At 68.6% G+C, this 17,820-nt stretch carries 20 protein-coding genes and 1 tRNA gene; 12 read left to right on the forward strand and 9 right to left on the reverse strand.

What is annotated here, in order from left to right:
- The first annotated feature begins 204 nt into the window (after positions 1-204).
- On the forward strand, positions 205-621 hold the full coding sequence (locus OO70_RS54795; protein ID WP_158711544.1) for a hypothetical protein: 417 nt from the start codon (positions 205-207) through the stop codon (positions 619-621).
- A gap of 461 nt (positions 622-1,082) precedes the next feature.
- Here the strand turns inward: OO70_RS54795 and OO70_RS33065 are convergent.
- Positions 1,083-1,154: transfer RNA gene (locus OO70_RS33065), tRNA-Cys, on the reverse strand.
- Positions 1,155-1,350: 196 nt separating this feature from the next.
- Here OO70_RS33065 and OO70_RS33070 point away from each other — a divergent pair.
- From OO70_RS33070 to OO70_RS33095, 6 genes are all read left to right on the forward strand, one after another.
- On the forward strand, positions 1,351-2,805 hold the full coding sequence (locus OO70_RS33070) for an MFS transporter (protein ID WP_043679630.1): 1,455 nt from the start codon (positions 1,351-1,353) through the stop codon (positions 2,803-2,805).
- Between the two features lie 47 nt (positions 2,806-2,852).
- Positions 2,853-3,050, forward strand: a complete 198-nt coding sequence (locus OO70_RS33075; protein WP_013003224.1) for an Arc family DNA-binding protein — start codon at positions 2,853-2,855, stop codon at positions 3,048-3,050.
- 2 nt (positions 3,051-3,052) lie between these two features.
- Positions 3,053-3,439, forward strand: coding sequence for a type II toxin-antitoxin system death-on-curing family toxin (locus tag OO70_RS33080; RefSeq protein WP_043679402.1), 387 nt, complete (start codon positions 3,053-3,055; stop codon positions 3,437-3,439).
- Positions 3,440-3,593: 154 nt separating this feature from the next.
- A complete protein-coding gene (locus OO70_RS33085) occupies positions 3,594-5,414 on the forward strand; it encodes a DEAD/DEAH box helicase (RefSeq protein WP_043679405.1) in 1,821 nt (606 codons plus the stop codon).
- Between the two features lie 350 nt (positions 5,415-5,764).
- Positions 5,765-6,406 carry an IclR family transcriptional regulator gene (locus OO70_RS33090; protein WP_043679408.1) on the forward strand — a complete coding sequence of 214 codons (642 nt, stop codon included), beginning with the start codon at positions 5,765-5,767 and terminating at the stop codon, positions 6,404-6,406.
- Positions 6,407-6,471: 65 nt separating this feature from the next.
- Entirely contained in the window at positions 6,472-7,266 is a 795-nt protein-coding gene (locus tag OO70_RS33095) for a S16 family serine protease (protein ID WP_043679411.1), read from the forward strand.
- Here OO70_RS33095 and OO70_RS33100 read toward each other — a convergent pair.
- The 7 genes from OO70_RS33100 to OO70_RS33130 form a co-directional block, all read right to left on the reverse strand.
- Complete coding sequence (locus tag OO70_RS33100) at positions 7,263-7,448, reverse strand: hypothetical protein (RefSeq protein ID WP_043679414.1); 186 nt, start codon at positions 7,446-7,448, stop codon at positions 7,263-7,265. The genes OO70_RS33095 and OO70_RS33100 overlap by 4 nt on opposite strands.
- An 11-nt stretch (positions 7,449-7,459) precedes the next feature.
- On the reverse strand, positions 7,460-8,044 hold the full coding sequence (locus OO70_RS33105; RefSeq protein WP_043679417.1) for an ArsR/SmtB family transcription factor: 585 nt from the start codon (positions 8,042-8,044) through the stop codon (positions 7,460-7,462).
- A gap of 94 nt (positions 8,045-8,138) precedes the next feature.
- The gene (locus OO70_RS33110) at positions 8,139-9,095 is read right to left on the reverse strand and encodes a glycine betaine ABC transporter substrate-binding protein (RefSeq protein ID WP_043679420.1); all 957 of its coding nucleotides are present in this window, start codon (positions 9,093-9,095) and stop codon (positions 8,139-8,141) included.
- The gene (locus tag OO70_RS33115) at positions 9,092-9,895 is read right to left on the reverse strand and encodes an ABC transporter permease (RefSeq protein ID WP_043679423.1); all 804 of its coding nucleotides are present in this window, start codon (positions 9,893-9,895) and stop codon (positions 9,092-9,094) included. The genes OO70_RS33110 and OO70_RS33115 overlap by 4 nt, the downstream gene beginning before the upstream one ends.
- Positions 9,892-11,136 carry a betaine/proline/choline family ABC transporter ATP-binding protein gene (locus OO70_RS33120; RefSeq protein ID WP_043679426.1) on the reverse strand — a complete coding sequence of 415 codons (1,245 nt, stop codon included), beginning with the start codon at positions 11,134-11,136 and terminating at the stop codon, positions 9,892-9,894. Before OO70_RS33120 ends, OO70_RS33115 begins: the two co-directional genes overlap by 4 nt.
- A gap of 16 nt (positions 11,137-11,152) precedes the next feature.
- Entirely contained in the window at positions 11,153-11,800 is a 648-nt protein-coding gene (locus OO70_RS33125) for an ABC transporter permease (protein WP_043679429.1), read from the reverse strand.
- A 12-nt stretch (positions 11,801-11,812) separates the two neighbouring features.
- Positions 11,813-12,307 (reverse strand): Lrp/AsnC family transcriptional regulator, encoded by a 495-nt coding sequence (locus OO70_RS33130; RefSeq protein ID WP_043679432.1) that lies wholly within the window; start codon positions 12,305-12,307, stop codon positions 11,813-11,815.
- Positions 12,308-12,433: 126 nt separating this feature from the next.
- On the opposite strand from OO70_RS33130, the gene hppD reads away from it, so the two are divergent.
- Genes hppD through nthA form a run of 4 tightly spaced genes read left to right on the forward strand, consistent with a single transcriptional unit; the run spans position 12,434 to position 14,759 of the window.
- Entirely contained in the window at positions 12,434-13,579 is a 1,146-nt protein-coding gene (gene hppD / locus OO70_RS33135; protein WP_043679435.1) for a 4-hydroxyphenylpyruvate dioxygenase, read from the forward strand.
- Positions 13,580-13,617: 38 nt separating this feature from the next.
- On the forward strand, positions 13,618-13,899 hold the full coding sequence (locus tag OO70_RS56680; protein ID WP_043679438.1) for an SH3-like domain-containing protein: 282 nt from the start codon (positions 13,618-13,620) through the stop codon (positions 13,897-13,899).
- Complete coding sequence (locus OO70_RS56685) at positions 13,892-14,188, forward strand: SH3-like domain-containing protein (protein ID WP_043679441.1); 297 nt, start codon at positions 13,892-13,894, stop codon at positions 14,186-14,188. Before OO70_RS56680 ends, OO70_RS56685 begins: the two co-directional genes overlap by 8 nt.
- Positions 14,178-14,759, forward strand: coding sequence for a nitrile hydratase subunit alpha (nthA, locus tag OO70_RS33150; RefSeq protein WP_043679444.1), 582 nt, complete (start codon positions 14,178-14,180; stop codon positions 14,757-14,759). Before OO70_RS56685 ends, nthA begins: the two co-directional genes overlap by 11 nt.
- 9 nt (positions 14,760-14,768) lie before the next feature.
- Here nthA and OO70_RS33155 read toward each other — a convergent pair whose 3' ends face one another.
- The gene (locus OO70_RS33155; RefSeq protein ID WP_043679447.1) at positions 14,769-16,265 is read right to left on the reverse strand and encodes a tetratricopeptide repeat protein; all 1,497 of its coding nucleotides are present in this window, start codon (positions 16,263-16,265) and stop codon (positions 14,769-14,771) included.
- 92 nt (positions 16,266-16,357) lie between these two features.
- Here OO70_RS33155 and OO70_RS33160 point away from each other — a divergent pair, with 92 nt between their 5' ends.
- Positions 16,358-17,764, forward strand: a complete 1,407-nt coding sequence (locus OO70_RS33160) for an FAD-binding oxidoreductase (protein WP_043679450.1) — start codon at positions 16,358-16,360, stop codon at positions 17,762-17,764.
- Positions 17,765-17,820 lie beyond the last annotated feature (56 nt).

A 17,820-nucleotide genomic window follows, 5' to 3' on the forward strand; every position in this document is an offset into this window, starting at 1 on the left:
GGTGAGTCGGTCGTCTCGGCACTGGCCCGCTAGGTATCAGCAGGCGGTATGCCAGGCAGACACGAAGACCAGGGATTGACTGGGAAGGTTGCGCGAATAACTGTCTGCAGGTATTGGAGATCTTCGATCGCTGTTGATCCTTTTGGCTCGTCGTGTAGTGGATGATTCTTTAGGGCATAACAAAAAACTTATGTTTGGGGCGATATGTTGACCGGGCACAACGGCTGGTATCCGTCACTTAGAGAAAGCGGGGAAAAGGTGGCTGAACCATTCACCCTGGCGTTGCTGGCAAAATATGCGATCACCCATTTCGCGGGCGCGACCGCCGTTCATGTAGCGGTTGTTGCAGGTGGGGGCATCCTCGGTGCGAAGATCGCTGCGGCAACGTTTGGCGGTATGACCTTCTTGAATCTCTATCGCAAGGCCTGTGATGATCTCTACGGAGTCGTCAAAAGGCTCTTGGGGCGTGAGCCGAATGCGGCAGAGCGGTTTGGGGCACTGAAGCGGGCTTACGCGGAAACTCGGAAGGAGCTCGCTGCTCTCGGGATCTACGTCGACTACAACTCGATGTGGGAGGTGAACAACCTCTACAATCGCGAACTTTACAGCCTCGCGAACTAAGTAACTCGATCTCCACATGGAGAGGAGAGAACCGGATGAGTTTCTGGGATCGCCTTCTGGGGAGGCCCCCGCGCACCAGGTATTACTCGCCCACGCGTCCGCTCGACTTGCAGTGGACGGCCCCCGACCTTGACAGGCGGCAGCGACTTCGCTGGTGGGCTATGGCGCAGAGTCAGAACTTTCAACAGCAGCAGCAGTACCAGGCCAGGCACCACCACAGGCCGAGGTAGTGGCGACGGGTTGGCTGCACTGTACGTTGCGCAAGCGTCGGTCTGTCGGCCGCAGAGTTGGGGACGGTCCATGGTGGTGGGCCGTCCCCCTTCCCGTGCGCAGCGCAGTTAGCGGCTCGTTGGGTGATGTCTTGCAAGGCGTAAGTGAGACGGGAACTGAGACGCACGACCAAAAGGGTGGCACCCCCTCTGGGGCGCCACCCTTTCCGTCTTGCCTGGTCAGGCATCCAGAGGCCGTGGCGGGAATCGAACCCGCGTAACTCGCTTTGCAGGCGAGTCCCTGAACCACTCGGGCACACGGCCGTGTTTGGTGAGTTGACCGTAGGGCCGGGCGATGGCTCGGAACAAGGGGGCCGGGGGTGGTGCAACGGGACTGCCATACGCCGTTCATGAACGGGGAGCGGTACCCCCAGGCGCCCCGGTCGTACGACCAAGGTCTCAGACGTGGACGGTCCTCCGACAGGGGTCAACCCGGGATATGGGCCTTACGCTGGCCCTCATGACCGTCCTCGAACCTCGTGACGCCGGTGTCACGGACACCGCCCCTGACCTGGCCGATGAGTGTGGCGACACCGTGTTGGGGCGGTCGCATCGGGCGCTCAGTGTGGGGATCGTGTCCGTTGTTCTGCTGATCGCCTTTGAGGCGACGGCAGTTGGGACGGCTATGCCTGTTGCCGCTCGGGAGCTGGGCGGGGTGTCGTTGTACGCGTTCGCGTTCTCCGGGTACTTCACCACCAGCCTGTTCGGGATGGTGTTCGCCGGGCAGTGGTCGGATCGGCGGGGGCCGCTCGGGGCGTTGACCACGGGGATCGGGGCGTTCGCCGCCGGGTTGGTGGTGGCGGGGACCGCGCAGGTCATGTGGGTGTTCATCCTGGGGCGGGCCGTGCAGGGGCTGGGGGGTGGGCTGGTCATCGTTGCTCTGTATGTCGTTGTCGGGCGGGCCTATTCCGAGCAGCTGCGGCCCGCCATCATGGCCGCGTTCGCGGCCAGTTGGGTCGTGCCGTCCGTCGTCGGGCCGCTTGCCTCCGGGGCGGTGACCGAACATCTGGGCTGGCGTTGGGTGTTCGTCGGGATTCCGGTGCTTGTTGTGTTTCCGCTCGCGCTTGCCCTTCCTCAGATACGGCGGCGGGCGGCCGGGCCCGTATCCAAGCAGGGGCAGGAGTCGTCCGGGTCCTTTGATCGGCGGCGTATTCGGCTTGCCCTTGCCGTCTCCATCGGCGCCGGGCTCTTTCAGTACGCCGCTCAGGATCTGACGTGGTTCTCCCTCGTCCCGGCTGTCGCCGGCATCGCGCTGCTCGTGCCCGCCGTGCTCGGGTTGTTGCCGCGCGGGACGTATCGGGCGGCGCGCGGGTTGCCCTCCGTCGTGTTGTTGCGCGGGGTGGCGGCCGGGTCGTTCATCTCGGCCGAGTCCTTCGTGCCGTTGATGCTGGTGACCCAGCGGGGGCTGTCGCCGACCTTGGCCGGGTTCTCGCTCGCGGCGGGAGGTGGGACCTGGGCGCTGGGCTCGTGGGTGCAGGCTCGGGCGCGGGTGGAGCCGTATCGGGACCGGCTGATGACGGTGGGGATGGTGCTGGTGGCTGCCGCCATCGCCGGGGCGCCGAGTGTCCTCATCCATGCCGTGCCCGTGTGGATCGTCGCCGTCGCGTGGGCGTTCGGGTGTTTCGGGATGGGGCTGGTGATCTCCTCCACCAGCGTGCTGCTGCTTCAGCTCTCCGCGCCGGAGGAGGCCGGCTCCAACTCCGCCGCGCTGCAGATCTCCGATGGACTGTCCAACGTCGTTCTGCTGTCCGTCGGCGGGGCGGCGTTCGGTGCGCTGGGTGGGGGCACGGTGGGGCATGTCGTCGGTTCCGGGAGTGGCGGGGTGCATCCGGGGGCGTTCGCCGCGGTGTTTCTGCCGATGGCGGGGGTGGCGTTGGTGGGGGCTTGGGTGAGCACGCGGGTGCGGGCCATTTAATTTCGGTACCATAGTGACCCCATGAATGGTACCGTCGTGGTATGGCTATGAACCTTCGTCTGCGCGACGACCAGCAGGAGGCGCTCAAGCTGCGTGCCGAGGAAGAGGGGCGCAGCATGCACGCCATAGTGCTTCAGGCGATCGACCGATATCTGGAGCAGGAGGCGGACCGGGCTACGGTTCGTCGGCTCGGGGCCAAGTACGCGGCAGGCCACGCTGACCTGCTGCGGAGGCTGGGGGAGTAGGAGTGAAGTACCTCACGGTCCAGGAGGTCCTGGACTTGGCGGAGCTGGCTTGCGGGGAGCAGACCCAGGTTGCCGTTCGTGACCTGGGACTGCTCAGTTCGGCCGTCCACCGTCCCCAGTCTCAGATGTTCGGCGTCGAGGCGTACACGGACCTCTTCGAGAAGGCCGCGGCGCTACTCCAGTCGCTTGCCGTAAACCGTCCCCTGGTGGACGGCAACAAGCGCATGGCGTGGATGTCCACGGTCGTCTTCCTCGACTTCAACGGTACGGAGATGCTGGGCGTCGATCAGGATGAGGCGTACAAACTCGTCATCGAAGTGGCGGCGGGCGGTTTGGAGGACGTAAGGCTGATCGCCCTGCGTTTGCGGGCTCTGCACGAGGCGATGTGACCTCAGTCCCATCCCCCGCCACCCCGGCGTCGTCCGCACGTTGACAACACCGGCCCGCCGGTAGGGTGGCCCGGTTGTCATACGTAGCCGACGTAGCCGACGTAGCAAATGTATGCAGACATAGCCGAGCCGCCCGACCGAACAAACGGAGACCGTGACTACCACCGCCGCCTCCTCCGCCTCAGCCGCCCCGTCCGGGACGTCCTCCCACCACCTCTCCCCGGCCTTCCCCGGCCGCGCCCCCTGGGGCACCGCGAGCAAGCTGCGGGCCTGGCAGCAGGGGGCCATGGAGAGGTATGTCCAGGAGCAGCCGCGGGACTTTCTCGCGGTCGCGACCCCCGGGGCCGGCAAGACGACCTTCGCGCTCACCCTCGCCTCCTGGCTGCTGCACCACCATGTCGTGCAGCAGGTCACCGTGGTGGCGCCGACCGAGCACCTGAAGAAGCAGTGGGCGGAGGCGGCCGCGCGCATAGGGATCAAGCTCGATCCGGAGTACAGCGCCGGGCCGCTCGGCAAGGACTACGACGGGGTCGCCGTCACCTATGCCGGCGTCGGCGTGCGGCCGATGCTGCACCGGAATCGGGTGGAGCAGCGCAAGACCCTCGTGATCCTCGACGAGATCCACCACGCCGGTGACTCCAAGTCCTGGGGCGAGGCCTGCCTCGAGGCCTTCGAGCCCGCCACTCGGCGGCTCGCGCTGACCGGTACGCCGTTCCGGTCCGACACCAATCCCATTCCCTTCGTGACGTACGAAGAAGGGAACGACGGGATCCGGCGATCGTCCGCCGACTACACCTACGGCTATGGCTCCGCGCTCAGCGACGGCGTCGTGCGGCCCGTCATCTTCCTCTCCTACAGCGGCAACATGCGGTGGCGGACCAAGGCGGGCGACGAGATCGCCGCGCGGCTGGGCGAGCCGATGACCAAGGACGCGATCAGTCAGGCCTGGCGTACGGCGCTGGACGCGCGCGGTGAGTGGATGCCGAGCGTGCTGCGCGCGGCGGACCAGCGGCTGACCGAGGTCAGGAAGGGCATCCCGGACGCCGGTGCCCTCGTCATCGCCACCGACCAGGACTCCGCGCGCGCCTACGCCAAGCTGATCCGCGAGATCACCGGTTCCAAGGCGACCGTCGTCCTGTCGGACGACACCGGTGCCTCCAAGCGCATCGACGACTTCGCGGCGAGCAACGACCGGTGGATGGTCGCCGTGCGGATGGTGTCGGAGGGCGTCGACGTGCCTCGGCTCGCCGTCGGCGTGTACGCCACCACCATCTCCACCCCCCTCTTCTTCGCGCAGGCCGTCGGGCGTTTCGTGCGGTCCCGGCGGCGCGGCGAGACCGCGTCCGTGTTCCTCCCGACCGTCCCCGACCTCCTCACCTTCGCCAACGAGATGGAGGTCGAGCGCGACCACGCCCTCGACAAGCCCAAGAAGGAGGGCGAGGAGGACCCGTACGCCGAGTCCGAGAAGGAGATGGACGAGGCGAACAAGGAGCAGGACGAGGACACCGGCGAGCAGGAGCAGTTCGCCTTCGAGGCCCTGGAGTCCGAGGCCGTCTTCGACCGGGTCCTCTACGACGGCGCCGAGTTCGGTATGCAGGCGCACCCGGGGAGCGAGGAGGAGCAGGACTACCTCGGTATCCCCGGACTCCTCGAACCCGACCAGGTGCAGATGCTGCTCCAGAAGCGACAGGCCCGGCAGATCGCGCACAGCCGCAAGAAGCCGGACGAGGAAGCCGACCTGCTGGAGCTGCCCGCCGAGCGGCGGCCCGTCGTCTCCCACAAGGAGATGATGGAGCTCAGGAAGCAGCTCAACACGATGGTCTCCGCGTACGTCCACCAGACCGGCAAACCGCACGGCGTCATCCACACCGAGCTGCGCCGCACCTGCGGCGGCCCGCCGAGCGCCGAGGCCACGGCCGGGCAGCTGCGGCAGCGCATCGCCAAGGTTCAGGAGTGGGCCACACGGATGCGCTGAGCCGCCCGGCTCACCAGATCTCTCTCCCCCGACGCGCCCGCACATCTGTACGGAAGCTGTGCGGGCGCGACCCCCAGGTCGGGACATATCGACATGTAGCGAACCGGTCCGTACCAGTCGGTGACCGGATTCTGGACGGAGACTTCCGCTCAGCGAACCGCCTTCGCTACTGTCCCGCTACGCACACGCCCCGTGGCAGCGCCGCCGCGGAGCGCAGCCGTGAAGCGACTGGGCCCGGACTCACCGGGCCGTCCTGCCGATCGGCGGCCTCTGAAGCGCGTCACTGACGGGACTCGGTGACGCACCGCCGCTTGGAGGTTGCCGACCTCACCACCTAAGGAGTGGGCGTCGTGACCGCGGAGACCTCTCAGACGCTCGACCGGGGACTGCGCGTCCTCAAACTGCTGGCCGATACGGACCACGGGCTGACCGTCACCGAGCTATCCAACAAACTGGGCGTCAACCGGACCGTCGTGTACCGGTTGCTGGCAACACTTGAACAGCACGCACTCGTACGCCGTGATCTGGGCGGCCGGGCCCGGGTCGGACTCGGGGTGCTGCGGCTCGGCCGCCAGGTGCATCCGCTGGTACGGGAGGCAGCGCTGCCCGCGCTGCGGTCGCTGGCCGAGGACATCGGGGCGACCGCTCATCTCACCCTGGTCGACGGGTCGGACGCCCTCGCCGTCGCGGTGGTCGAGCCGACCTGGACGGACTACCACGTGGCCTACCGGGCCGGCTTCCGTCATCCCCTGGACCGCGGAGCCGCGGGCCGGGCGATCCTCGCCGCCCGGCACCAGGGGGCGGACGAGCCCGGGTACACGTTGACGCACGGCGAGTTGGAGGCGGGGGCCAGTGGCGCCGCGGCGCCGCTGCTCGGGGTCACGGGGGTCGAGGGCAGCGTCGGCGTCGTGATGCTGGCCGACGCGGTGCCCGAGCGGGTGGGGCCGAGGGTCGTCGACGCGGCCCGCGAGGTCGCCGAAGCCCTGCGCTGAGGTCGTGCACGGGGATCGGGTGACCGGCGCCCGGCCGGAAGTGACCGTCGCGTTAGATTGATCCCGTGCTCCTCTCTCGTCTCACGCGCCCCCAGGCCGTAGCCGTCTGCGCCCTGCCCGTCGTGGCACTGCTCGCCACGGCGGGCTTCGCGCCGCTGCCGTTCTCGCTGGCGCAGCCCGGTCTGACCGCGAACGTGCTCGGCGAGAACAAGGGCACCCCGGTGATCACGATCTCCGGGGCGCCCGTGCGTACGACGAGCGGTCAGCTCCGCATGACGACGATCGAGGCGACCGGACCCGATCAGCATGTCTCCTTGAGCGATGTGATCGACAGCTGGTTCCGTACGGACCGTGCGGTCATGCCGCGCGACTCGGTCTACCCGAGCGGCAACAGCGTCAAGGAGATCGAGCAGCACAACACCCAGCAGATGCAGGAGTCGCAGGACGACGCGACCACGGCCGCGCTGAACTACCTGAACCTCAACGACAAGAACGTCAAGGTCACGCTCACGCTCGCCGACGTCGGCGGCCCCAGCGCGGGCCTGCTGTTCACCCTGGGCATCATCGACAAGCTGAAGGGCGACGGCAACGGGGGCGACCTCACGGGCGGTCGCACCATCGCCGGTACGGGGACGATCGGCACCGACGGCACGGTGGGCGCGGTCGGGGGAGTGGCCCTCAAGACCCAGGCCGCGCGCCGTGACGGTGCGACGGTGTTCCTGGTGCCGAAGGCCGAGTGCACGGACGCCAAGTCGGAACTGCCCAAGGGGCTACGACTGGTTCCGGTGACCTCGCTGAAGGGCGCGGTGAGTGCGCTGGAGGCGCTGGAGACGGGGAAGGGTTCCGTGCCGAGCTGTTAGGCGACGGCGGGCTTCGGGGCGGTCGCGGCGAGGCGGAGGCCTACTTCTACGAGGGTCCAGCCGACGCGTGTCCGCAGTTCACGCCGGGGTGGCCTGGCCTCGGTGGCGAGACGGTGGGCGTCGGCCTGGGCGTGGAGGTCGGCGATGTGGCAGGCGGCGAGCTGCGCGGTGTTGCCGTTCATGGTGGTGCCTCTCAATCCGTCTCGATGGGGAACAGGTGGGTGTGGATGCGCACTTGCTCGGAACCGGGGGTGGCCTTGTCGAGGTCGAGGTCCCGGTAGCCGTCGATCAGTTCGTGCATCTTGCCGATGAGCTCGCGGGCCAGGTCGGGCGTCAGCCGCAGCGACATGTCGCTCATGTCGGAGGAACGGAACCAGTCGTCCGGCCAGTCCTCGCGGGTGCCGAGCCAGGTCGACAGCTCGCGGGTGTGGGCGTTGGCGACTTCGTGCAGGAACAGCTCAGCCGCACCGCGTACTTCTGGGGCGGCGTCCTTGAAGTGCTCGCTGTCGAACACCAGCCCCTGATCGACCGCCCGCCACCAGCGTTCCCGCCCCTTCCCGTGTTCCGGTGCGTCTTCGACGAAGCCGTGAACGGCGAGCTGGCGCAGGTGATAGCTGGTCGCTCCGCTGGACTCGCCCAGCTTCGCGGCCAGTTGGGAGGCGGTGGCGGGACCTCCGCGCCGCAGCGCGTCCAGCAGCTGCATGCGCAGCGGATGCGCGATGCCACGCAGCGAGCGGGCGTCGAGAATGCGCGGGGTGCGGTCTTCGGGTTCCTGCATGCTTACAAAGGTAGCGTTGCAAAGAAGCCGTTGCAAGTGGTTCGTTGCAACCTCTTCTTTGTAACTCCGCTCGGTAACTCGCCGCCCCCCGGGGTTACTTGACCAACCCCTCCGCCTTCATCCACTCCAACGCCACCTGATGCGGATCCTCCCCGTCGACATCCACCTTGGCGTTCAGCGCCTGCGCCACCGTGTTGTTGAGCTTCTTCGTGACCGGGTCCAGGACCTTCGCGATCGCCGGCCACTTCTTCAGGGCCTTCGTGTTGATCTCGGGCGCCGCGTTGTAGTTGGGGAAGAACTTCTTGTCGTCGGCCATCACCGCGAGGTTCATCGACTTGATGCGGCCGTCGGTGGTGAAGACCTCGCCGTACGTGCAACTCCCCTTCTTCACCTGGGTGTAGATGATCCCGGTGTCCATCTGCGTGATGTTCTTCGACGGGATGTCCATGCCGTACGCCTTCTCCATGCCCGGCAGCCCGTCCGCGCGGTTGGCGAACTCGCTCTCCACGCACACCGTCACCGCGCCGGGGTTCTTCGCGGCCAGGGCGGCCACCTCGGACAGCGTCTTCGTGCCGTACTTCTTGAAGTTGGCCTGGTTCATGGCGAGCGCGTAGGTGTTGTTCAGGGCTGAGGGCGGCAGCCAGGTCAGGCCGTTCTTCAGGTCCGCGTCCCGTACCGCCTGCCACTGCTTCAGCGGGTCGGTGATCGGCTTGCTGTTGCCGAGGTAGGTGATCCACGCGGTGCCGGTGTACTCGTACATCCCGTCCGCGTCACCGGACTTGACGGCCTCCCGCGCACCGATCGAACCCTGGATGCCGGTCCGGTCCAGGACATCCGCACCGGCCGCCTGGAAGGCGATGCCCATCATCGCGCCGAGGATCAGCTGCTCCGTGAACTCCTTTGAGGTGACGGTGAGATGGGCACCCTTGAGGGGCTCGCCCCGCCCGATCGTGCCGGGACTGACGTCGTCGACCATCGGGGAGCCGCTCGTCAGTCCGCAGCCGGAGATGACGACCAGCGCGCCGACCGTCACCAGACAGGTCCGCTTCACGTGCCCACCTCCAACCCCCGTGGCCGCAGCAGCAGTTCGGCCAGCGAGGCCAGCCAGTCCACGAGCAGGGCGAGACTGACCGTGAGGATCGAGCCGAGGACCAGGACGGGCATCCGCTGGGTGGTGATGCCGGTGGTGATCAGGACGCCGAGGCCGCCGCCCCCGCCGAAGGTCGCCAGGGTCGCCGTACCGACGTTGAGGACGAGGGCCGTGCGGACGCCGGCCAGGATCAGCGGGACGGCGAGCGGCAGCTCCACCCTTGCCAGGACGCCGAGTTGGGACATGCCGATACCCCTGGCCGCCTCCAACAAGGTCGGGTCGTTGGCCTTCAATCCGGCGATGGTGTTGGACAGCACCGGCAGGACGGCGTAGATGATGATGCCGATCAGGGCCGCCTTCTCGCCGGTGCCGAGCCAGATCACCAGGAGGGCCAACAGGCCGATCGCCGGGGTCGCCTGGCCCATGTTGGCGAAGGTCATCGCCACCGGGGCGGCCCTCCGGAACGCCCCCCGGGTCAGCAGGATGCCCAGCGGGATCGCGATGATCAGCACGAAGAACGTGGAGATCACGGTCAGTTGGACGTGCTGCCAAAGGGCCTTGCTCACCTGGCCGTTGGACAGGGCATTCTCCGAAATGGCGTCCAGGTGCGCCTGGTTGAACCACAGCCAGGTCGCGAGCAGGATCGCCACCAGGGCAGCGGGCAGGAAGGTCAGCTTCTGCCAGGTGATCCGGCGCTTCGGGGGAGTCGGCGGCGCCGGGGCCTCCGTCTCCTCCTCTTCCAGTTCGGGAGTGGTGGTCACGTGTTCCGCTCCCCTCCGGCGCCCTCCTGCTCGGCGTGCGTCTGGAGGGTCCGGGCCTCCTCCAGCTCGTGCTGTGCCTCCATCGCCTCCAGCCGGTCGGCCTCCAGGAGTTCGTGCACGGAGTTCATCAGCGTCTCCATGTCGACGACCCCGGTGTACTCACCGCGTCGCCCGGTGACCGCGACCCGCCCCGCGTTGTCGGTGAGCACGGCCTCCAGGGCGTCCCGGAGTGTCGCGTCCCGGGTCACCGTGTCGCTGACCAGCGTGCCCGCCCGGGCCAGCGAACCCTTGGCGCGCATCATGTCGCCGCGCCGCAGCCACTTGTAGGGCCGGCCGCGCTTGTCGAGCAGCAGGATCTCGTTGGTGCCGCTGTCCCGGAGCTTGTCGAAGATGTTCTGGAGCGGGTCGTCGACGGTCACCGTCGGATAGTCGGTGATCTCCACATCCCGTACGCGCGTCAGGTTCAGCCGCTTCAGAGCCGCCCCGGCGCCCACGAACCCGGACACGAAGTCGTCCGCCGGGTTGGTGAGGATCGCCTCCGGGGTGTCGAACTGCGCGATGTGCGAGCGTTCGCGCAACACGGCGATCCGGTCCCCCAGTTTGATCGCCTCGTCGAAGTCGTGGGTGACGAAGACGATCGTCTTGTGCAGTTCGTGCTGGAGCCTGATCAACTCGTCCTGGAGGTGATCGCGGGTGATCGGGTCGACCGCGCCGAACGGTTCGTCCATCAGCAGTACCGGCGGATCCGCCGCCAACGCCCGTGCCACGCCCACGCGTTGCTGCTGCCCACCGGAGAGCTGGCGCGGATAGCGGCCCTGGAACTCGCCGGCGTCCAGGCCGACCAGGTCGAGCATCTCCTCCACCCGGTCCCTGATCCGGGACTTCGACCAGCCGATCATCCTCGGGACGAGTGCGATGTTCTGGGCGACGGTCATGTGCGGGAAGAGACCGCTCGACTGGATCGCGTAGCCGACCTTGCGGCGCAGCTTCACCGGGTCGATGTCGGTGACGTCCTCGCCGCCGATGCGGATGCGGCCGCCGGTCGGTTCGATCAGCCGGTTGATCATTTTGAGCGTGGTGGACTTGCCGCAGCCGGAGGGCCCGACGAAGACGACCAACTCGCCCGCCTTGATCTCCATGTTGACGCTGTCGACCGCCGGCTGCGGACTCCCGGGATACCTCTTGGTCAGGTTCTCCAGCTCGATGGAGGCACCGGAGGTCGTGGCGGTCGGCTCGGACACTGACCCCTCAGGTCTCTCAGACACGAATCCCCCTGGGAATGGTCAGCCGTCCGAGAAGGACGTACGCGGCGTCGAACAGCAGCGCCAGGACGATGATCCCGAGCGTGCCCGCGAGCACCTGGTTGAGGGCGTTCTTGCTGCCCAGCGAGCCGATGCCGCGGAAGATCTCGTTGCCGAGGCCGGGCCCGGAGGCGTACGCCGCGATGGCCGCGATGCCCATCAGCATCTGCGTGGAGACCCGGATACCGGTCAGGATCGGCGGCCAGGCCAGCGGCAGTTCGACCCGCGCCAGCCGCGTCAGCCGGGACATCCCGATGCCTTTCGCCGCGTCCACCAGCGACGGGTCGACCCCGCGCAGGCCCACGATCGAGTTACGGACGATCGGCAGCAGGCCGTACAGGGTCAAAGCGATCACCGTGGGCGGAACGCCAAGGCCGACGATCGGAATGAGCAGACCGATCATGGCGAGCGACGGAATGGTCAAAATGGTCGAAGTGGCCGTGGTGGCCAGGCTGCCGGCCCACTCGCTCCGATAGGTCACGACCCCGATCACCACCCCGATCAGCGTGGCCACGACCATGCACTGGAAGACCGCGCTGGCGTGCTGATAGGCGTCGGTGAGCAGCTGCTGGTGCCGGTTGCCCACGTACTCCCAGAAGCTCACATGCCCACACCCCTACGTCGGCCAGGTCGTCGTCCCTTCCGGGTCCTCCGCCGCCTGTCTCACCAGCGGGATGACCCGCAGCGGAACGGGGTTCTCCATCACGATCGCGGTGGCGGCCCGGACAATGCCATCAAAACCGACAACCCGGTCGATGACCCGCTGGAGATCGGCGTTCGACCGGGCCACCAGCCGGCACAGCATGTCCCCGCTGCCGGTGGTGGTGTGCAGTTCGAGGACCTCCGGGACGGTCGCCAAGTGCGCCCGTACGTCCGTCCCTTGCCCCTGCCGGATCTCCAGCGTCGCGAACGCCGTGACCGGATAACCGAGCGCCGCCGGATCCACCTGCGGACCGAACCCCCGGATGACTCCATTCGACTGAAGCCGGTCCAGCCGCGCCTGCGCCGTCCCCCGGGCGACCCCCAGCCGCCGGGACATCTCCAGCACGCCTATGCGCGGCTCCTCGGCCAGCAGCACGATGATCCGGCCGTCGAGCTGATCGATCCCCATGGTGTCCGCCTCCGAGGATGGTCATCCTGTACAGAAAGCCCGCCAAAACGGTCGTACCACTGAACAAGCTGCCCAGCAGAAACGCAAACTATTGCGCACCTTGCCAGGGAGAGGGAGCCTGCGCTCATGACCCAGACCACTCACCACACTCCCGACACCGCCCGGCAGGCCGACCCCTTCCCGGTGAAGGGAATGGACGCGGTCGTCTTCGCCGTGGGCAACGCCAAGCAGGCGGCGCACTACTACTCCACGGCCTTCGGCATGACCCTGGCCGCCTACTCCGGACCGGAGAACGGCAGCCGTGAGACCGCCTCGTACGTCCTCACCAACGGCTCCGCCCGCTTCGTCTTCACCTCCGTGATCAAACCCGCCACCCCCTGGGGCGAGTTCCTCACCCGGCATGTGGCCGAGCACGGCGACGGCGTCGTCGACCTCGCCATCGAGGTCCCGGACGCGCGCGCCGCCCACGCCTACGCTGTCGAACACGGCGCCCGCTCCCTCGCCGAGCCCTACGAGCTCAAGGACGAGCACGGCACGGTCGTCCTCGCCGCGATCGCCACCTACGGCGAGACCCGCCACACCCTCGTCGAGCGCGTGGACTACGACGGCCCGTACCTCCCCGGCTTCGCCCCCGCCGACCCGCTCGTCGAGGCGCCCGCCCACCGCACCTTCCAGGCCATCGACCACTGCGTCGGCAACGTCGAGCTCGGCCACATGAACGAGTGGGTCGGCTTCTACAACAAGGTCATGGGCTTCACGAACATGAAGGAGTTCGTGGGCGACGACATCGCGACCGAGTACAGCGCCCTGATGTCGAAGGTCGTCGCCGACGGCACCCTGAAGGTCAAGTTCCCCATCAACGAGCCGGCCGTCGCCAAGAAGAAGTCTCAGATCGACGAGTACCTCGAGTTCTACGGCGGCGCGGGCGTCCAGCACATCGCGCTCAACACCAACGACATCGTGCGCACGGTACGGACGATGCGCGCGGCCGGGGTCAAGTTCCTCGACACCCCGGACTCGTACTACGACACCCTCGGCGAGTGGGTCGGCGACACCCGCGTCCCCGTCGAGACGCTGCGCGACCTGAAGATCCTCGCCGACCGCGACGAGGACGGCTACCTGCTCCAGATCTTCACCAAGCCGGTCCAGGACCGTCCCACGGTGTTCTTCGAACTCATCGAGCGGCACGGCTCCATGGGCTTCGGAAAGGGCAACTTCAAGGCCCTGTTCGAGGCGATCGAGCGGGAGCAGGAGAAGCGGGGCAACCTGTGACGCGGCCGTAGCCGCGGATCCGGCCGTACGCTGCACCCATGGCCAGGATCAACGACGTGGGCGGCACCCAGGGCTTCGGTGCCATCGACACCACCGACGACCCCGAGCCCTTCCACGCCGACTGGGAGGCCCGGGTCGTCGGGCTGTTCAACGCCCTGCGCGCGCAGGGGATCTTCAACACCAACGAGTTCCGGGACGCGATCGAGGCGATCCCGCCCGCCGCGTACCTGTCGATGTCGTACTACGAACGCTGGTTCACCGCGATCACCACCCTGCTGGAACGCAAGGGCGTGCTCGAATCAGGTGAGTTGGATGACTGACCGCTTCCCGCCCGGCACCCGTGTCCGCACCTTCCCGCACGACCCGCCGCACCACACCCGCCTGCCCCGTTACGCGCGCGGCAAGTCCGGTGTCGTGGTCGAGCCGGAGGGGCGGGCGGAGGTCGCCGACGTCAGCGCGCAGGGGCGTGGGGACGCGCCGGTGGAGCAGGTGTACGCGGTGCGGTTCGCGGCCCGGGACCTGTGGGGCGAGGGCGACCATCACGTCGTACTGGACCTGTGGGAAAGCTACTTGGAAGCGTGCGAAGAGGAACGTGACGATGAGCGGTGACCACGAGGACGCCTCGATCTCCCGGCGGGTGCGGCGCCTGGAGACCCTGCTGGAGGAGAAGGGGGTCGTCACGGGCGGGGCGGTCGACGAGGTGCTCGACGCGTTCCTCGCGGGCGCGTCACCGGCGAACGGGGCCCGGGTGGTGGCCCGCGCCTGGACCGACGAGGCGTACCGGGAACGGCTGTTGACGGACGGCACGGCCGCCGTGCGGGAACTCGGTTTCATGGACGGCTCGTTCCAGCGGCTGCGGGTCGTCGAGAACACCGACGCGACGCACAACGTCATCGTCTGCACTCTCTGCTCCTGCTACCCGCTCGCGCTCCTCGGCCCGTCCCCTGGCTGGTACAAGTCGGAGGCCTACCGCTCCCGCGTGGTCCGCGAACCCCGGTCCGTGCTGGCCGAGTTCGGGCTCCGACTGCCCACGTCCACGGACATCACCGTGTGGGACTCCAGCGCGGAGACCCGCTACATGGTCCTGCCCCGCAGGCCCGAGGGCACGGAGTCACTCACGGAGGACGAACTGGCCGCACTGGTCACCCGCAACGCGCTGATCGGCACGGCGGCCGTGTGACACGGAGGCTCAACCCGTCTTCTCCTGCGGCTCCTTGTCCTGAGCCTCCTTGTCCTGCGGTTCCTTGTCCGTGGGCAGGGGCTCGTCCGGCGCTTCGCCCAGTGCCCCCAACGCGGCCTGGGCCAATGGCACTTGGAGCGGTGAGAAGTACGGGTTGATCTGCAGCGCCTCCTGGAGATGCCGGCGCGCGGACGCGAACTTCTCCAACTCCCGCTCGATCATGCCCCGGTGGTACGCGTACAGCGCGTCCCGCACCCCGCCCCCGTGCACCTTGTCCGTCGCCACCGACGCGAACTTCAGCGCCTCCTCGTCCTGCCCGGCCCGGTGCAGCGCCCACCCCAGCGCGTCGGCCACCGCGATCCCCGGCTGCCGCGTCCACTCGCCCCGCAGCCGCCGTACGGCATCCGGCGCGTCCCCGTGGTCCGCCTCGAACGCGCCGAGCACCAGCTCGTCGTCGACCCCGCCCGCCGCGTCCTTGGTCACCAGGGCGCGCAGCGTGTCGTACTGCACCCGTGCGGCCTGCCCGAGGCCCAGCGACTCGTACAACTCGCCGAGTTCCAGGGCGTATTGGGGGGTCGGCTGCTTGGCGAGGGCGACCTGGTAGGCGTTCAGTGCCTCGGAGGTCCGGCCCAGCGCGGCCAGTACCCGTCCCTCACCGGCGAGTGCCTCCCGCTGGTCGGGGTCGATCCGTACGGCCGCCTCGAAGTGCCGTAGCGCGACCTCCCGGTCCCCGCGCTCCCAGGCCAGCTCGCCGGCCCGCTGCCACCAGGCCGCCTGTTCGGCGGGTGCCGTGGCCTTCGCCGCCGCGTCGGCGAGCTGGGCGGCGGCGTCCTCGCGCCAGCCCCGGTCGCGGTAGACGGCGGCGGCGCGGGCCATCACGGCGGGCCCGGAGTGCAGCTCCAGCAGCTTGTCGAGGGTCCGCTTGGTCGCCTTGTAGTCGCCGAGGCCGGTGTACGCGTCGATCAGCAGCGGGTACGTCGTCCACCGCTTCGGGGCCAGTTTCACCGCGGCCTCGCCCCAGGTCCGGGCCGCCCGGAAGTCCCGCCGCTCGTTCGCCAGGGCCACCAGTCCGTCCATCGCGACGGCGCTCGCGTCGTTGCCCTTCGCGCGGACCTTCAGCGAGGTGTGGAGGGCCTGGTCGGCCTTCGGGTAGTACAGGGCGTCCCCGGTCCGCCGCCCCTGCTCCACATAGGCGACGCCGAGCACCGCCCACGACCGCGCGTCCGTCGGCCGGGCCCGCACCCGGGCCTCGCGGTCGCCGATCAGCGCGGCGAGGTCGGGCAGCGCGGCCGGCACCCCGGCGGTGACCGCGGTCAGCGCCTGCGTCTTGGGTCCCGGCGCGGGCGGCGGCGCGGGGCGCGGCTCCTCGGGCAGCAGTACCAGCAGCCCGCCTACCACGGCACCCGCGGCGACCGCGGCGATCAGCACCCGCCGCAGAACGGGGGAGCGGCGCCTGCGCGGCTCCGCCACCAGGGACGTACCCGGGCTCCGCTGTTCGTTCTCCATGGCGCTCACTGTGCGTCAGTACGACGACCACATCCCGGCACCCAAAGCCGCGCGCGGACGGGGTTCACACCGATGGCCGCGAGTGCGACGCTGTGATCATGAGCCGTATCGAAGCGCCTCGCGACCACGACACCGGAACCCTCGTCGACCGGCTGCTGACCGGTCTGCCCGCCGAGGCCGTCCTCACCGACCCGGACGTCACGGTCTCGTACGCCAACGACATGGCGAGCTTCTGCCCGTCCGGCACCCCCGCCGTGGTCGTGCTGCCGCGCACGGTCGAACAGGTCCAGCACGTCATGCGCGTCGCCACGGAACTGCGCGTCCCGGTCGTCCCGCAGGGCGCCCGCACCGGCCTGTCGGGCGCGGCCAACGCCTCCGAGGGCTGCATCGTGCTGTCCCTCACCAAGATGGACCGCATTCTGGAGATCAGCCCGGTCGACCGCATCGCGGTCGTCGAGCCGGGCGTCATCAACGCGACCCTCTCCCGCGCGGTCAACGAACACGGCCTGTACTACCCGCCGGACCCCTCCAGCTGGGAGATGTGCACGATCGGCGGCAACATCGGCACCGCGTCCGGCGGGCTGTGCTGCGTGAAGTACGGGGTGACCGCCGAGTACGTCCTCGGACTGGACGTCGTCCTCGCCGACGGGCGGCTGATGAGCACCGGCCGGCGTACGGCCAAGGGGGTCGCCGGGTACGACCTGACCCGGCTGTTCGTCGGCTCGGAGGGCTCGCTCGGGATCGTCGTGAAGGCGATCCTGGCGCTGAAGCCGCAGCCGCCCCAGCAGCTCGTGCTGGCGGCCGAGTTCGGGTCCGCGGCGGCGGCGTGCGACGCCGTGTGCCGGATCATGGCGGAGGGGCACGTCCCGTCCCTCCTCGAACTGATGGACCGTACGACCGTCAAGGCCGTCAACGACCTGGCGCACATGGGACTGCCGGAGAGCACCGAGGCGTTGCTGCTCGCGGCCTTCGACACCTTGGACCCGGCCGCCGACCTGGCCGCCGTAGGAGCCCTCTGTGAGGCCGCGGGGGCCACCCAGGTGGTGCCGGCCGAGGACGCGGCGGAGTCCGAACTGCTGCTCCAGGCGCGGCGGTTGTCGCTCACGGCGCTGGAGGCGGTCAAGGGCACGACGATGATCGACGACGTGTGCGTGCCCCGGTCGCGGCTCGGCGAGATGCTCGAAGGGGTGGAACGGATCGCGGAGAAGTACCAGTTGACGATCGGCGTCTGCGCGCACGCCGGCGACGGCAACACGCATCCCACCGTCTGCTTCGACGCACAGGACCCCGACGAGTCCCGGCGCGCCCGCGAGTCCTTCGACGAGATCATGGCCCTCGGCCTGGAACTCGGCGGCACCATCACCGGCGAACACGGCGTCGGCGTCCTGAAGAAGGAGTGGCTGGCCCGCGAGATCGGCCCGGTGGGCGTGGAGATGCAGCGGGCGGTGAAGGCGAGCTTCGACCCGCTGGGGATCCTCAACCCCGGCAAGCTCTTCTGACGGCTCCGCGGGACACCTCTCCCCGAAAAGTGTGTCACTTTCGCCGAAAGTGACAC

This window comes from Streptomyces xylophagus, from assembly GCF_000716435.1.
Taxonomy (GTDB): domain Bacteria; phylum Actinomycetota; class Actinomycetes; order Streptomycetales; family Streptomycetaceae; genus Streptomyces; species Streptomyces xylophagus.

Bases quoted from the DNA above. Each gene is read 5' to 3' on its own strand.
- OO70_RS54795 (WP_158711544.1), top strand. From the start codon at position 205: ATGTTGACCGGGCACAACGGCTGGTATCCGTCACTTAGAGAAAGCGGG.
- OO70_RS33070 (WP_043679630.1), top strand. From the start codon at position 1,351: ATGACCGTCCTCGAACCTCGTGACGCCGGTGTCACGGACACCGCCCCT.
- OO70_RS33075 (WP_013003224.1), top strand. From the start codon at position 2,853: ATGAACCTTCGTCTGCGCGACGACCAGCAGGAGGCGCTCAAGCTGCGT.
- OO70_RS33100 (WP_043679414.1), bottom strand. From the start codon at position 7,448: ATGAACGGCAACACCGCGCAGCTCGCCGCCTGCCACATCGCCGACCTC.
- OO70_RS33105 (WP_043679417.1), bottom strand. From the start codon at position 8,044: ATGCAGGAACCCGAAGACCGCACCCCGCGCATTCTCGACGCCCGCTCG.
- OO70_RS33130 (WP_043679432.1), bottom strand. From the start codon at position 12,307: ATGGGGATCGATCAGCTCGACGGCCGGATCATCGTGCTGCTGGCCGAG.
- hppD (WP_043679435.1), top strand. From the start codon at position 12,434: ATGACCCAGACCACTCACCACACTCCCGACACCGCCCGGCAGGCCGAC.
- OO70_RS56680 (WP_043679438.1), top strand. From the start codon at position 13,618: ATGGCCAGGATCAACGACGTGGGCGGCACCCAGGGCTTCGGTGCCATC.
- OO70_RS56685 (WP_043679441.1), top strand. From the start codon at position 13,892: ATGACTGACCGCTTCCCGCCCGGCACCCGTGTCCGCACCTTCCCGCAC.
- nthA (WP_043679444.1), top strand. From the start codon at position 14,178: ATGAGCGGTGACCACGAGGACGCCTCGATCTCCCGGCGGGTGCGGCGC.
- OO70_RS33155 (WP_043679447.1), bottom strand. From the start codon at position 16,265: ATGGAGAACGAACAGCGGAGCCCGGGTACGTCCCTGGTGGCGGAGCCG.